We start from the raw sequence: 14,490 nt of genomic DNA, 5'->3' as shown, positions 1-14,490 counted from the left end.
CTCCCCACTACTTCTCTGCTATTTTGCATCACTGAACTATTCAGTGCAACGGCATCACTTTCCGCTATCTTATTCTTTGGGATCGGTTTTTTTCAGATGGTAAAAGAACAGAACACAAAAAGCGAACTTGCTCTGTTAAAGCAACAGCAGGAAGTATCCTCCATTCAGGAGCAACAATTATCCAACCTGCAGAAAGATACTATCCACAACAAAAAATCCTTCTATCATCATCTGGAAACAATACAAAAAGCAATCCGCTCCGAGCAATATACAGAAGCACTTTCTTCTCTGGAGTCACTCTTACTTCGTCCTTCCAGAAGTAATCCTGCTTCCTATTGTGCAGATTCTTACATAAACGCTGTCCTGCAATTCAAACAAGAGGAGGCTCACCGGTATGGAATTTCTGTCAATTATCAGATCCTTCTTCCGGATCTCCAGCTTTTGAAAAATTTCTCTGCATCCGAACTATCCTGCATTCTATTTAATCTATTGGACAATGGTATCGAAGCATGTATCCAATCTGAAAAAGCTACACCTGAAATCCATCTGCAAATTCATACAGAGGGAACCATGCTCTGCATTCATATGGAAAATACAAAAACACCGGCTCGGACATTTCAAAAAACAACTACAAAATCTGCTGCAATCCGTCATGGATTCGGTCTTGGAATTATAGAGACAATCGTTGAAAAATATGGAGGAATCTGTCACTTTACAGATCAGGGAGATTCTTTTGATTCCTCCATCATTCTCAATTACCAGGAAAACAGGAGGTATCCAATTTCAAATGATACATATTGCAATTTGCGAAGACATTGAAACACATGCAAACAAGATGAAAGAACTGCTGACAGCTGTCCTTCCAAAGAATATAACTCTGACACACTATACATCCGGTAAGGAAATGCTGTCAGATATCCAGGATTCCCATATCATCTATGATCTGGCGATTATGGATATCGAGCTCGGTGATGCATCGGGAATCACTCTCTCATCACGACTATCTGAATACTGCCCGGACATACAGATCATCTTTGTCAGTCAATATCTAAAATATGTCAGCCCGGTTTACGAGACTGCACATACCTACTTCATCTATAAACCGGAATTAGAACTTTATCTAAAACCTGCCGTTCAAAAAGCACTGCAAAAGATTGAGGAGCACAGCCATCTGATTCTGACTCTTTCCTGGAACAAAAAGAAAACAGAAATTCTCCAGAAAGATATCTGCTATATGGAACGGCTACTCCGGAAAACGGCTGTCTACACCCTCCATGATACTTTTTACACGGCAGAAAAGCTCTCCTCTATTTTAGCTCAGCTTTCCCCTTCCTTCACTTTATGCCATCGGAGCTATCTCATCAACCTCGAACAATTATCTGCTTTCCTGCCGGGATATCTCTGCCTGAAAGATGGAAGACAGATTCCTGTAAGCCGTTCTTACATCCAGAGTGTCCGGGAACAGTTTCTCCAGATATATCGCGATTAACTCTACCGACACACATCCGATTCTGCATACCCAAAAAACAGCACAAAAAAAGTGGAAGAAACTCAATCAAAAGTTTCTTCCACTTTTTTCAATAATGCCGCAGACCGGAATCGAACCGGTACGGGAGTATAAGTCCCGCAGGATTTTAAGTCCTGTGCGTCTGCCTGTTCCGCCACTGCGGCATACAAAGTATTTTAAATGGATGGAGAAGGATTCGAACCTTCGAAGGCGTTGCCAACAGATTTACAGTCTGCCCCCTTTGGCCACTCGGGAATCCATCCATTTTCTTGAAGCAAATTGCCTCAACTAGTATATATTTATATCATATCTGTTCTGAAAATGCAAGCAATTTTTTATCATTTTTACATCCTTCTATTTGTATGCTATACTTAGCTTATCTTAGCAAAATCATTTTCCAATTTTGTAAAATATCATTTTTTATAGGCACGGAAATCCGCGACTCCTTCCTCCGTGCCTGTTATCGCGGATGATCTGGAGGAATGGCAAATGTCTAATATTACGAAATACGCGCTGGAAGCATCATTAAAAAAACTCTTATTAAAAAAACCCCTAGACAAGATCACGATCAATGATCTCACATCAGACTGCGGAATCAGCCGCATGGCCTTCTACTATCATTTTAAGGATATTTATGATCTTGTAGAATGGTCATGCCTGGAAGATGCAACGAAAGCACTTCAGGGAAAGAAAACTTATGACACCTGGCAGGAAGGACTTCTTCAAATTTTTGAAGTCGTTTTTGAAAATAAACCTTTCATCCTAAATGCTTACCGCTGCCTCAGCCGGGAACAGATTGAAAATTATCTCTTTCACCTTACTTACGAGCTGATCGCCGGTGTCGTCGAAGAGCAGGCCGCCCAGACACCAATCTCTGAACATGCAAAGAAATTTATTGCTGAATTTTACAAATACAGCTTTGTCGGTCTTATGCTCGACTGGATCAAACATGGCATGAAAGAAAATTATGAAGAAATCGTACATAATATCTGCGTTACCATGTACGGAACAATTGCAAATTCCATTCATAATTTTACAAAACAAGGGGAATGATAAAAAAATAATCATCTCCCTCTCTTTGTAAATTGCCACAAAAGAAAAGAACGTCTATGCTGAAAGTACAGAAGAAAGCAATGTAGTTATTTCAGAAAGGTGGTCATCTATATGGCAAAGAAAAAATTAGCGATCGGTGTTGCCTCCGCAGTTGCCGCAGGAGCAGGCGCCGCCATTTTATTAAAGAAAAAATCCGATGTAGAATCTCACACTGCTTCCTCAAAAAGTGTTTCCAAATCTTCCGACTATCGGAACACAGAGCGAGGCAAGCATGAGAAAAACAGCAAAGGAATCTACTATTCCAACGGAAATTATGAAGCGTTTGCACGTCCGGAAAAACCTGACGGAGTTGATGAGAAACACGCTTACATTGTAGGAAGCGGGCTCGCAGCACTCGCAGCCGCATGCTTTCTCGTAAGAGATGCCCAGATGCCGGGACCTCATATTCACATTTTAGAGGCGATGGATATTGCTGGAGGAGCCTGTGACGGAATTTTCGATCCTTCTCGCGGCTATATTATGCGAGGCGGCAGAGAGATGGAAGATCACTTTGAATGCCTTTGGGATCTCTTCCACAGCATCCCTTCTCTTGAGACCTCTGGTGCTTCTGTTCTTGACGAATATTACTGGCTCAACAAGCATGATCCGAACTATTCTCTTTGCCGTGCAACCGTACAACGCGGAAAAGATGCACACACAGATGGAAAATTCAATTTAAGTCAGAAAGGCTGCATAGAGATCATGAAACTGTTTATGACAAAAGACGAAGATCTCTATGACAAAACCATCGAAGATGTCTTTGATGACGAAGTTTTCAACTCTACCTTCTGGCTATACTGGAGAACGATGTTTGCTTTTGAAAACTGGCACAGTGCATTAGAAATGAAGCTGTATTTCCAGCGCTTCATTCACCATATTGCAGGGCTCCCTGATTTCAGTGCTCTGAAATTCACAAAATACAACCAGTACGAATCTCTGATTCTTCCAATGCAGAAATATTTGGAGAATGCAGGTGTCGACTTCCAGTTCAACACTGAAGTAACGAATGTTGTCTTTGAATTTAAAGATCATAAGAAAATTGCATCCGCAATTGAATGCAAGGTAAAAGGTGTCGAAAAGGGAATCCTGCTTACAGAGAACGATCTTGTCTTTGTGACAAACGGAAGCTGTACCGAAGGAACGATTTACGGTGACCAGAACCATGCACCAAATGGCGATGCAGAAGTACGCACGAGTGGATGCTGGAACTTATGGAAAAATATCGCACGGCAGGATCCATCTTTTGGACATCCTGAGAAATTCTGCTCTGATATTTCCAAAACAAACTGGGAATCTGCAACGATCACAACACTGGATGATAAGATTATTCCTTACATCACAAAGATCTGTAAACGTGATCCAAAGAGTGGAAAAGTCGTAACCGGAGGAATCGTGAGCTGCCAGGATTCCAAATGGCTCATGAGTTGGACCATCAACCGTCAGGGACAATTTAAAGAACAGGATAAAGATAAAGTATGTGTCTGGGTATATGGACTATTTACCGATGTTCCGGGAGATTTCGTCAAGAAACCGATGCGGGAATGTACCGGAAAGGAGATCACGGAAGAATGGCTGTACCATATCGGTGTTCCGGTAGAACAGATTCCTGAACTGGCAGAACAGAGTGCAGTCTGTGTTCCGACAATGATGCCGTATATCACTGCATTCTTCATGCCTCGAACAAAAGGAGACCGTCCGGATGTCATCCCGGATGGATGTGTAAACTTTGCATTCCTTGGACAGTTTGCCGATACTCCTCGCGACACGGTATTTACAACAGAATATTCTGTTCGTACTGCGATGGAAGCCGTATACGGTCTTCTCGGCGTAGACCGTGGTGTACCGGAAGTATGGGGCAGTGTCTACGATATCCGCGACCTGCTCGACAGCTCTGTCAAGCTCATGGATGGAAAATCCCCTCTCGACATTCAGCTTCCGGGGCCGTTAAATGCACTGAAGAAACCACTGATCCGTGTGATAAAAGGAACGGTAATTGAAAAATTACTCAGAGATCATGACATCCTGACAGATGAAATGTAACCTCGTTCTCCCCTAAGCACTGCTTCAAATACTATCTAAATAAAAAAATACGTCTCCGCAGAAATTGTGACTGCCTTATGTGAAAATCACAGCATTTCTGCAAGACGTATTTTTTTCTGTTATTGGAAAGTCGCCTGATCGGCGTAATTTACTGCAATATAGCTCTTTCCTCTGTTGATCTTAATTTCCTTCCCATTCTGATCATAAAATTTCAGCCTGGACTGCTCATTTTTTTCTTCCTTTGACCAGTGAATTTTCTGCACACCACCGTTGGAAATATAGTATCCAACCGAATCGCTGGCGCCATCCCAGTCTACCTCTTTATGTCCAATCTCATCTCTCACTGTAATCGATGTTTCCAGGACAAATACGTTTGTAAATGCAAGCTGCTCTCCAGTATTTCCATCGATCTGCGGTTTTCCATTTAAGTCTTTGACATATACTTTTTTTGCTTCATCATAAGTAAGTGTCGCTCTGGCAGCTCCAAAATTAATATCTACTTTCTGACAATCCTCTCCGTCCGGTTTTACCTGCTCATTGAGTCCGTAAAACGAAAAAGCCGCATCCTTTTTATCTTCCTCGATATCCGTTCTCAATCCTCTGGACTGCACGACACTGGCAAACTGAGTACCATCAAAATATCCTGTATGCTCGAGATCATATCCTGCACTTAGACGCGCCTGATCTCTTCCGAACAGACCGCTTCCATCACTGATTCCATCAATCTGGTCCAGATTCAGCGAAGCAATGTATTCTCCGATTGTGTCATCGCTTCCCCAGTTGACATAAAAGGCATCGAATCCTTCTGACAGCGCCGGAAAATATGCGCGGCAGCTTCGGATCGCACAGATTTTCGGGACAGCCGTATAATCACCGTACAGCGCCATAAATCTTGTCGCATCCCCCTCTACCGGGATTTCAAAAATAATATCTGCCTTTCCGACCCCATACTGCGGCATCGCCGGATCCACGTTATTGACCATGACTGCCACTGGACGTTTCCCGATCGCACCCTCTGTCAGATCCAAAACTCCGGTCAGAAGATTCTGATTTGCGGGAATCTCCTCCGACGATGCACTCTCCTCTGATCCTTTCGTATCCTCACTCTTCTGCTCTTTTGCATCCGACTGGCCTGCCTTTACAGATTCCTCCTGTTGTTTCCCACTTTTTCCACATCCCGGAATAACCGCGAGCATCAGGCACATGGACAATAGCAACATTCTCTTCTTCATACGACTTCCTCCTTACCCTTCCTAGATTTCTCCCTCTGCATTTACCTGTTTTCTTTATGATAGCAGACTTTTTTTCCACTTTCCACAGCAATTATAGAAATGTTATCCACATTTAACAGCTGTTTTTCCACTGTTGTTGTGTAAACTCCGTCTTCTCTTCTCACCAAGTCAAATACCTGATTCCCTTCCTGCAAATATGCATATTGGGTATCGGCCGAAAGCCCCTCTATCGATATTACTTCATAGATTTGCCCCTCTTCTACTTGATACATCGTCTCCGGCATCGTAAGATTTTCCTCCGGCATCTCCTCAAATGACTCTAACACCGGTGGGAGATTCATCGTTTTTATCTGCTCATACGGAAAATAGTCTTCTATAAAAGTATACTCTGCCACTTCAAAAACAACACATTCCGGCTGAAACATCGTAAAATAATAATCAAAGTCAAAAATGTTCCGATAATCATGAACAGAAATATATTCTCCAAGACTGTTCTCCAAAAATTTAGAACCTAGACCATTTAAATAACTTCCTTGAAAAACAAGTGTTCTCGGCACCCCTTCGGCAACTTTCTGCTTATTTACATAATAATTGAAATGATTAAAGCTTTCGTCTCTTCTGACTTCCGGGCTGTACTGCTCCGTCAGACACTCCACATCTGCTTTTCTTTCATAGACAGGAATCTTCTCGTGGATCGGAATATCTGAGAGCAGTAATTTTTCCATCGTTTCCTCATGAATGAGAAATTCCTCTTTCGTATTAATATGAACGGGAACTCCCTGCTCGCTCAATCCCTCTAAAATATGGTTGACTCCATAGAACGCCCCCAGTTCATTCCAATGCCCTCCATCATATTTCTTATTAAATACCGCCTCTCCTTCCTCTGTCTTTTCCTCCAATATCTCTGTATTATCTACATAGTGAATTTCTCTTTGATCCAGTTCTTTTAAAAACTGCTGCACCCACCGATTGTCATAATTCCATCCCTCTTCAAGTTCCTCTTGCAAAACAGTTGTTTTCGCAGGCTCAAACACGAATAGGAACGGAATCTCTCTTGCTTCACAGTAATCCTGGATTGTTTTTATCATGTCCGCAAAAGCAATATGGTAATCACCGAAGACCGGATTTCCCCCTGTATTTAAAAATACATACCCATCCTGTCCATATACATAACTAGGATGGATCATCTCATGAAAAATCTTATCATGCCCCACTGTATAAAGCTTGATCATCTCATTTCGCAGTCCAATGCGGTCATTTACATAGTTTTCAATTGCCTGAGTGGCATCTTCTCCCTCCCGTATTGCCGAGACAGGATTTGTAGCGAGCATCCGGTTATCCACCTCTGAAACTGCATTTTCTTCGGTATTGAAGGTCACAACAGGAATCGCAAGCAGTACAAAAAATATGACAATAAAAAATATCTTTAGTTTTTTCATTTTCTTCTCCTAACTAATTCTTACCTGTTTCCTACTAATATTGAAAATACAGGAAAGGGCTGTACGAGCTATTGATCAGAAAGATCACCGATAGGATCATCAGCAGGATCAGTCCGGTCTCTTTGATAAAAAGTCCCGTCTTTGTCCGATCAAAATAATTTTTCACTTTCTCCGCCCACGGCATACAAAAGGTTGTCGCCCCAAGTACCGCAATCGCTGACAATCCAATCAGTTTTGCTGTCAGGTAGTGCCGATAGGTATATTCCACTGTACCTGCTGCGTTGGCGGCGCTGATACCGATCAGACTTTTCATAAACACTTCCAGCCGGTTAAAGTCTGAAAAATAGAATACCTGCCAGCTAAAAAATACAATCGCCATCGTAGCAGCCCATTTAACGATATCAGGAATCTTCTGATAGAAACTTTTTTCCCTTGCACAGCGCTCTGCCAGTACACAGATCCCATTGATCACACCCCATAAAATATAGTTCCATGATGCTCCATGCCATACTCCGGTCAGCAAAAAGACGCAGAACAGATTCCATAAGGTTCTTTTCATCCCTTTTCGGTTTCCTCCAAGCGGAATATAAATATACGACCGGAACCATGTGCCGAGTGAAATATGCCAGCGTCTCCAAAATTCTGTAATAGATTTTGACCGATAAGGAAACTGAAAATTCTCTTTAAAATGGAATCCAAATAGCCGGGCCAAACCAATCGCGATATCTGAATATCCTGAAAAATCATAGTATATCTGCATCATATAAAAAAATGCAAACAACCATGCGGTCGGCACATCTATTCCCACTCCGACATAAGGATCGATCCGGCTGATCACAGCCCCAAACGAATCTGCCAGAATCACTTTTTTTGCAAATCCGATCATGATCCGGTTCAATCCGTCTAAAAATGCGTTCTCATCTGCCTGCCGGTGTACCGTCTGCTTCTGAAAATCTTTCCACTGTACGATCGGTCCGGAAATCACTTTCGGGAAAAAAGAAAGATATAAAAATACATCCAAAAGGCTTCCCGCTTCTGCATCTCCACGAAAGACATCCACAAGATAAGATATTGTCGTAAAGGTGATAAAAGAGATTCCCAGGGGAACGATCCATCGGCTCATTGCCAGACTGATTCCGAAAAAGTGATTCAGATTTTCCGCAATAAAATTATAATACTTATACCAGATCAAAATGCCTGTCACAGCCAGAATTGAAAGTGTCATACCATACACTTTCCACTTATGTTTTTCTTCCTTTCCCAAACGACAGATTCCCTTTCCCGCCAGCCATACTCCAAGCACATAGATACTCAAAAGGGCAATTCCTTCCAGTCTGGCCCATCCGTAAAAGCAAAGGCTTACGAGAACCAGAAACAGATTGCCGATCCGGTCGCCCCACTTCTCATTTCTATTTCCCACAAGCTTTATAAAATAATATCCTGCAACCGATGCCGGCAACACTGCAAATAAGAAAAAAACAGTTGTAAACGCCATATTCTTTCTTTTCCTTTCCAAACATTTCCCCTATTTTATCATAATTTCAATCTGTTACCAAGAAAAAAGATTTTCCCCCGGCCCTTGACAAAAGACCAATTTGTCATCCCAACTCTTGACCAAAATCCAAAAAAGAAGTCTCCTGCCACATTTTGATAGCGGAGACTCCTTTTACTTTTTCTATTCAGCTATGTATTCGTTCCCTTTTTCTTTTAACGTGGTCGAACACCGGTCTGACATTTCCCTTATTTCACAACAAGATTGTCCTTTGCCTCATATGCAAACTCTTCATCCAGCGGAAAGATCGGTCTTGGCACTTTCGTGTAATTTAACGTCTTCAGATCTTCATTTGTACTTCCTTTTGTGAGCGCCATAATGCTTCTCTTGGCGATCGCATCCTGGTCTGCAGTCAGATACCCTAATTTACATACGACAATATCTGCTTCCTTCGGATCTCTTCCAAGATCTGTGAATACGTCCGGAGAAACATAACCGATATGACCCTCTGCAAGTACAACGTCAACACCGCAGGAACTAAACAGTGCAATATCGCAAGGGATCGATGTCTTCTTCCATTTCTCCACATAAGCCTTGACCGTTCCGGTCGCTGTGATCGGCTGTGTTGTCGTCGTGTCAAACTTTGCACCGAAGGTGATCGTAACCTCTTCCCCGACTTTTCCCTTACAAGCCAGCGTCGCTTCCGGGTCATAAATTCCACCGTAGAGAACCGGTGTTTTTAACTGCTCTGTACGAGGATCATCCATGATTCGTTTTAAGAATCCGGTACAGTCCGAAGAAGATCCTGCTGTCGGGTTGTCCCCGGAATCAGAAAGGTATACCGGAAGTTCCTGTCCGTTTGCAATCGCATCAAAAGCGACATTTAATGTCTCTTCCTCTGTATATGTCTCTGTCTGAAAACAGAAATCATTTCTTGTATTCCAGATGATCTCCGCAAGACGAAGCGCCTCGCGGTCAGCCAGTTCCTGCTCTTCTGCTACCACATAGACTGCGACAGAACTATCCTCATTGTCTGCCCAAGGAAATCCCATCAGATAAGAAGCCGCGAGGATTCCTTCTTTCTTCTCTGTCTCGCGTAGCTTGGTGATCAGTCCTTTCATAGGCTCTACCGTTGTGGAAGACTGCTCTCCTGCGATCAGAATCGGAACCTTTACCCAGGCAGATTTTGCCTGCACATGATTCTCCAGAGCCGCGATCGTCATCTGTGCCGCATGTATCCCGGTCTCATACCGGTCTGTGTGCGGAGCACATTTAAATCCGACAAATCCGTCACAGTTCTCGTGCATACGCACAGTCATCGTTGTGTGCATGTCCAGCGCGCAGAAGATTGGAATGTCCGGGAACATCTCCCTTAATTCTTCCAGCAGATATCCTTCTGCATCTCCAAGTCCTTTCACTCTCATAGATCCGTGAAGTGCAAGTGTGATCGCATCCAGCGGCTTTTCTTCCTGCGCCTGACGCGCTCTCTCAAGGATCTCTGCTTTCAGTCCCATATAAAAGTCATGATCTACTTCCCCATTTGGAACTGCGCTTGCAAAAAGTGTCGGTACTACTTCATATCCTTGTTCCTGAAGCGTATCCATCACTCCGCGCAGCGGATCATTTTTTGGATTTCTCTCAAAAAGTTTTTCTCCCCGGACAACACCGAAGTCATTTTCTCCGGCAATGATTGGATTGAATGAATTAGATTCATGCATCATCGATGCAACTAATACTCGTTTCATTTCTATTCCTCCTAAGCAAACGATATACTTCTAATATAAATGACATGCCACTACATGTCCAGGCTCAATCTCTTTTGCTTCTGGTTTCGTCTTCAGACATTCCGGCTTGCAGTATTTACATCTCGTTGCAAACGGACATCCTTCCGGCAGATTTACCGTACTTGGAATATCCCCTTCCAGAATGATCCGCTCTTTCTTCCGTCCCGGATCCGGAATCGGCACCGCCGATAACAATGCCTGTGTGTACGGATGTGACGGATTGTTGTAGATCATCTCTTTTGGCGCCATCTCCACAATAAATCCAAGATACATTACTGCAATCCGGTCAGAGATCATCTCTACAACCGATAAGTCGTGAGAGATAAACATATAAGTCAGATCGAAGCTTTTCTGAAGATCATGAAGAAGATTCAGTACCTGCGCCTGAATGGAAACATCCAGCGCTGAAATCGGTTCATCGGCGATGATCAGTTTTGGTTTTACTGTCAGTGCTCTCGCAATTCCGATCCTCTGCTTCTGTCCACCTGAGAACTCGTGCGGAAAACGCTGTGCATGCTTTGCGCTTAATCCTACAATCTCCAAAAGCTTATGTACTTCTTTCATCCGCTCTGCCTTTGTCATCTTTGTATGGATCAAAAGCGGCTCTTCCACAAGATCCTCCACTCTCATACGCGGATTTAAGCTTCCCGCCGGATCCTGGAAGATCATCTGCATCTCTTTTCGCAGAGGTCTTACCTGCGCCTGTGTCATCTGATCGATCCGCTGTCCGTCAAACCAGATCTCTCCGCTGTCCGGCATCAACAGATGATTGATCAGCCTTCCTGTCGTACTTTTTCCACATCCGGATTCTCCTACGACAGAGAACGTCTCACCTTTATAGATATCAAAACTTACATTATTTACCGCATGTACAAATTTATCCGGTTTCCCAAGCAGTGTCTTTCCGACCGGGAAAGTTTTTGTCACATTTTTTACAGAAACTAATGTATCCATACTACTTTTCCCCCTTTCTGTCTTCGCTGGCAAGCCAGCATCTGCTGTAATGATTTTCACCTACTTCAAATAACTCCGGCTTTCCTGCCCGGCATTTTTCTGTCGCATATTTACAGCGCGGTGCAAATCTGCAGCCAGACGGCAGAGAAGACAGATCCGGTACACTTCCCGGAATACTCGGAAGCACTTTGACTCCTGAGCCAAGCTTCGGTACAGATGCGATCAGACCTTTTGTATATGGATGCTGCGGCGCATTGAATAATTCATCAATCGGCGCCTCCTCCACAATCTCTCCTGCATACATAACGATTGCTCTTGTACACATCTCTGCGACAACACCAAGGTCGTGAGTGATCATCAGGATACTCATTCCCTTTTCTTCCTGGATCTTTTTCATCAGATCAAGAATCTGTGCCTGGATCGTAACATCCAGCGCAGTCGTCGGCTCATCGGCGATCAAAAGCTTCGGCTGGCAGCTCATTGCCATCGCGATCATCACACGCTGGCTCATACCTCCTGACAGCTGGTGCGGATAATTCTTCAGGACACGCTCCGGATCAGGGATCCCCACCTGCGCCAGAATTTCCGCTGCCCGCTTTCTTGCCTCCTCTTTGGAGAGATCTGTATGAAGACGGATTCCCTCGATCATCTGCTTGTCAATCCGCATTGCCGGGTTCAGACTGCTCATCGGCTCCTGAAAGATCATGCTCATCTCTCCGCCGCGGATCTCGCGCATCTCTTTCTCACTGATCTTTAACAAATCTTTCCCTTCAAAAAGCACTTCACCTTTTGTAACCTTTCCGCTGGTAGCTGTGAGAAGCCCCATAATCGACAGAGAAGTAACACTTTTCCCACATCCTGATTCTCCTACCAGTCCGAGGATCTCTCCTTTTCCTATTGAAAAACTAATCTCATTTACCGCAGTCACACTGGAAGTCTTACTGGAAAAGAATTCCGTTCTTAACTGCTTTACTTCAAGCAAATTTTCTTGTTTCATCGTATACTCCTTTCACTGCCTCTCCCACTACTTAATCTTCGGATCAAGTGTATCTCTCAGACCGTCACCAAACAGATTAAATGCAAGTACCGTTATAAAAATGATCAGACCAGGAAAATATACCATATGTGATGCAATTCCCAGGTAACTTCTTCCCTGCGAGAGCATTGCTCCCCATTCCGGCTCTGAGACATTTGCGCCAAATCCCAAAAAGCTCAAGGATGCTGCCGCCATGATCGCACTTCCGATTCTCATTGTAAAATTGACGATCAGTGACTGGATCGTTCCCGGGAAAATATGTACGAACAATAACCGGAAATCATTACATCCAAGGCTCTGTGCCACTTCTACATAGAGAGAATTCTTTACCGCCAGCGTCGAACTTCGCATAATTCGTGCAAAACTCGGCACCGTAAATACCATAACCGCGATAAATACGTTGATAATACCAGGTCCTAAAATTGCCACGATCGCAATCGCAAGGAGAATATCAGGGAAACTGAAAAGCACATCTGAACTTCTCATAACCAGCATCTCGATGATCCCGCCATAATACCCTGCCAGAAGTCCGAGAATACTTCCGAGCGCAGCGCCGACTACTACGGAAGACAATGCCACACCAAGTGTCAGTCTTGTTCCTACGAGCATACGGCTCAAAATATCACGTCCATAGTTATCTGTTCCAAACCAGTGCTTCGCGCTAGGCCCTGCAAGTGTATTTGCATAATCATATTCTGTATAATCATACGGAGTAACATAAGGTCCGATGATCGCAATGATCACCAGAAGGAAAATAATGATCAGACCTGCGACAGCCGTTTTTCTTTTTAAAAATTTTTTCAGAAACGACTTGAACCGCCCGTCTTTATCGGACTGTATATTTTCATCAATATATGTTTTTTCAAACTCTGTATTTTCTTGTTTTTTTACTTGTTCTTCAGCCATTATACATTCCTCCCTCACAACTAATCATATCGAATCTTCGGATTGATCACACCATACAGCAAGTCAACGATCAAGTTGATGATAACGTACTGGAACGCAAACAGCATCAGCAGCCCCTGGATCACCGGGTAGTCACGGAATGCAATGGAATCCACCAGAAGACGTCCCATTCCCGGGATAGAAAATACTGTCTCTGTCAGAACAGATCCTGACAGTAATCCACCAATCTGAAGACCTAAAATCGTAATAACCTGAATCAGCGAGTTACGGAATGCATGCAGGAACATAACTAAAAATTCTTTCTGTCCTTTTGCTCTTGCTGTTCTGACATAATCTTCTCTCAATGTCTCTAACATGGAAGAACGGGAGTATCTCGCCAGAACCGCCATGATTCCACATCCCATTGTAAACGATGGTAAAATGTATCCGGTCCAGGAATCCAGTCCTCCTGACGGAAGCCATCCTAACTGTACCGAAAAAATCTGGATTCCCATCAGACCAAGCCAGAATCCCGGTGCGGAAAGCCCGGTGATCGCCAACAGCATACAGCCGTGATCCAGTGCTTTTCCTCTCTTGATCGCTGAGATCACACCGATAAAAATACCTAATACCGGCGCCCATAAAATTCCTGCGAATACAAGCTTTAATGTATTCTGCATTCTGTCTACGATCAGTTCTGCTACCGGAGTATCAGATTTTAAACTTCTTCCAAGGTCTCCGGTAAACAAACCTTTCATATAGTTCACATACTGCACGATCAGCGGATCGTTTAATCCGTACTCTTCGCGAATCGCCTCTACTTCTGATTGTTCTGCATCCAGTCCTGCCATTGTTCTCGCCGGATCTCCCGGGATCATATGAATAAATAAAAATACTAAAATCGAGATTACCAGCATCAATGGTATCGTCTGCAGGATTCGCTTGACAAAATATCGACTCATATCTTCTCACTCCAACTTCATTTTCTCCGATGTTTCATCGGGTATCTCTGCTGTCATATCCTGAAAA

Annotated in this window: 12 protein-coding genes and 2 tRNA genes; 4 read left to right on the top strand and 10 right to left on the bottom strand. The window is 43.5% G+C overall.

Translation table 11 applies throughout. The annotated features are described in order from the left end of the window. The first annotated feature begins 96 nt into the window (after positions 1-96). Together ACGG81_RS00565 and ACGG81_RS00560 are read left to right on the top strand one after the other, a co-directional pair. Positions 97-819, top strand: coding sequence for an ATP-binding protein (locus tag ACGG81_RS00565; protein ID WP_270428609.1), 723 nt, complete (start codon positions 97-99; stop codon positions 817-819). Next, positions 788-1,489 (top strand): LytR/AlgR family response regulator transcription factor, encoded by a 702-nt coding sequence (locus tag ACGG81_RS00560; protein WP_009263748.1) that lies wholly within the window; start codon positions 788-790, stop codon positions 1,487-1,489. The genes ACGG81_RS00565 and ACGG81_RS00560 overlap by 32 nt, the downstream gene beginning before the upstream one ends. Before the next feature lie 95 nt (positions 1,490-1,584). Here ACGG81_RS00560 and ACGG81_RS00555 read toward each other — a convergent pair. Together ACGG81_RS00555 and ACGG81_RS00550 are read right to left on the bottom strand one after the other, a co-directional pair. After that, a tRNA-Leu gene (locus ACGG81_RS00555) sits at positions 1,585-1,671 on the bottom strand. A gap of 17 nt (positions 1,672-1,688) precedes the next feature. Then, positions 1,689-1,770: transfer RNA gene (locus ACGG81_RS00550), tRNA-Tyr, on the bottom strand. 226 nt (positions 1,771-1,996) lie between these two features. Between ACGG81_RS00550 and ACGG81_RS00545 the strand changes: the two genes are divergently transcribed. Continuing rightward, positions 1,997-2,560: a TetR/AcrR family transcriptional regulator gene (locus tag ACGG81_RS00545; RefSeq protein WP_270602832.1), complete on the top strand. Its 564-nt coding sequence runs from the start codon at positions 1,997-1,999 to the stop codon at positions 2,558-2,560. A 111-nt stretch (positions 2,561-2,671) separates the two neighbouring features. Then, positions 2,672-4,639, top strand: coding sequence for an oleate hydratase (locus tag ACGG81_RS00540; protein WP_390109015.1), 1,968 nt, complete (start codon positions 2,672-2,674; stop codon positions 4,637-4,639). 119 nt (positions 4,640-4,758) lie between these two features. Here ACGG81_RS00540 and ACGG81_RS00535 read toward each other — a convergent pair whose 3' ends face one another. From ACGG81_RS00535 to ACGG81_RS00500, 8 genes are all read right to left on the bottom strand, one after another. Further along, positions 4,759-5,871 (bottom strand): DUF3048 domain-containing protein, encoded by a 1,113-nt coding sequence (locus ACGG81_RS00535; RefSeq protein ID WP_009263751.1) that lies wholly within the window; start codon positions 5,869-5,871, stop codon positions 4,759-4,761. 41 nt (positions 5,872-5,912) lie between these two features. Then, entirely contained in the window at positions 5,913-7,310 is a 1,398-nt protein-coding gene (locus ACGG81_RS00530; RefSeq protein ID WP_390109012.1) for an alginate O-acetyltransferase AlgX-related protein, read from the bottom strand. A 34-nt stretch (positions 7,311-7,344) separates the two neighbouring features. Further along, entirely contained in the window at positions 7,345-8,826 is a 1,482-nt protein-coding gene (locus ACGG81_RS00525) for an MBOAT family O-acyltransferase (RefSeq protein ID WP_390109009.1), read from the bottom strand. Positions 8,827-9,050: 224 nt separating this feature from the next. Further along, the gene (locus ACGG81_RS00520; protein ID WP_116440917.1) at positions 9,051-10,547 is read right to left on the bottom strand and encodes a M81 family metallopeptidase; all 1,497 of its coding nucleotides are present in this window, start codon (positions 10,545-10,547) and stop codon (positions 9,051-9,053) included. 30 nt (positions 10,548-10,577) lie between these two features. Continuing rightward, complete coding sequence (locus ACGG81_RS00515; protein ID WP_009263755.1) at positions 10,578-11,540, bottom strand: ABC transporter ATP-binding protein; 963 nt, start codon at positions 11,538-11,540, stop codon at positions 10,578-10,580. Between the two features lies 1 nt (position 11,541). Then, on the bottom strand, positions 11,542-12,537 hold the full coding sequence (locus ACGG81_RS00510) for an ABC transporter ATP-binding protein (protein ID WP_009263756.1): 996 nt from the start codon (positions 12,535-12,537) through the stop codon (positions 11,542-11,544). A gap of 27 nt (positions 12,538-12,564) precedes the next feature. Further along, positions 12,565-13,482, bottom strand: coding sequence for an ABC transporter permease (locus ACGG81_RS00505; protein ID WP_009263757.1), 918 nt, complete (start codon positions 13,480-13,482; stop codon positions 12,565-12,567). A gap of 20 nt (positions 13,483-13,502) precedes the next feature. Beyond that, a complete protein-coding gene (locus tag ACGG81_RS00500; protein ID WP_009263758.1) occupies positions 13,503-14,423 on the bottom strand; it encodes an ABC transporter permease in 921 nt (306 codons plus the stop codon). Positions 14,424-14,490 lie beyond the last annotated feature (67 nt).

The organism is Faecalimonas umbilicata (assembly GCF_042846195.1).
GTDB lineage: Bacteria > Bacillota > Clostridia > Lachnospirales > Lachnospiraceae > Faecalimonas > Faecalimonas umbilicata.
This window is presented reverse-complemented; position numbering and strand designations above follow the sequence as displayed.

Excerpts from the sequence above, each read along its gene's own strand:
- ACGG81_RS00565 (WP_270428609.1), top strand. The coding sequence starts at position 97 with ATGGTAAAAGAACAGAACACAAAAAGCGAACTTGCTCTGTTAAAGCAA.
- ACGG81_RS00560 (WP_009263748.1), top strand. The coding sequence starts at position 788 with ATGATACATATTGCAATTTGCGAAGACATTGAAACACATGCAAACAAG.
- ACGG81_RS00545 (WP_270602832.1), top strand. The coding sequence starts at position 1,997 with ATGTCTAATATTACGAAATACGCGCTGGAAGCATCATTAAAAAAACTC.
- ACGG81_RS00540 (WP_390109015.1), top strand. The coding sequence starts at position 2,672 with ATGGCAAAGAAAAAATTAGCGATCGGTGTTGCCTCCGCAGTTGCCGCA.
- ACGG81_RS00535 (WP_009263751.1), bottom strand. The coding sequence starts at position 5,871 with ATGAAGAAGAGAATGTTGCTATTGTCCATGTGCCTGATGCTCGCGGTT.
- ACGG81_RS00530 (WP_390109012.1), bottom strand. The coding sequence starts at position 7,310 with ATGAAAAAACTAAAGATATTTTTTATTGTCATATTTTTTGTACTGCTT.
- ACGG81_RS00520 (WP_116440917.1), bottom strand. The coding sequence starts at position 10,547 with ATGAAACGAGTATTAGTTGCATCGATGATGCATGAATCTAATTCATTC.
- ACGG81_RS00515 (WP_009263755.1), bottom strand. The coding sequence starts at position 11,540 with ATGGATACATTAGTTTCTGTAAAAAATGTGACAAAAACTTTCCCGGTC.
- ACGG81_RS00510 (WP_009263756.1), bottom strand. The coding sequence starts at position 12,537 with ATGAAACAAGAAAATTTGCTTGAAGTAAAGCAGTTAAGAACGGAATTC.
- ACGG81_RS00505 (WP_009263757.1), bottom strand. The coding sequence starts at position 13,482 with ATGGCTGAAGAACAAGTAAAAAAACAAGAAAATACAGAGTTTGAAAAA.
- ACGG81_RS00500 (WP_009263758.1), bottom strand. The coding sequence starts at position 14,423 with ATGAGTCGATATTTTGTCAAGCGAATCCTGCAGACGATACCATTGATG.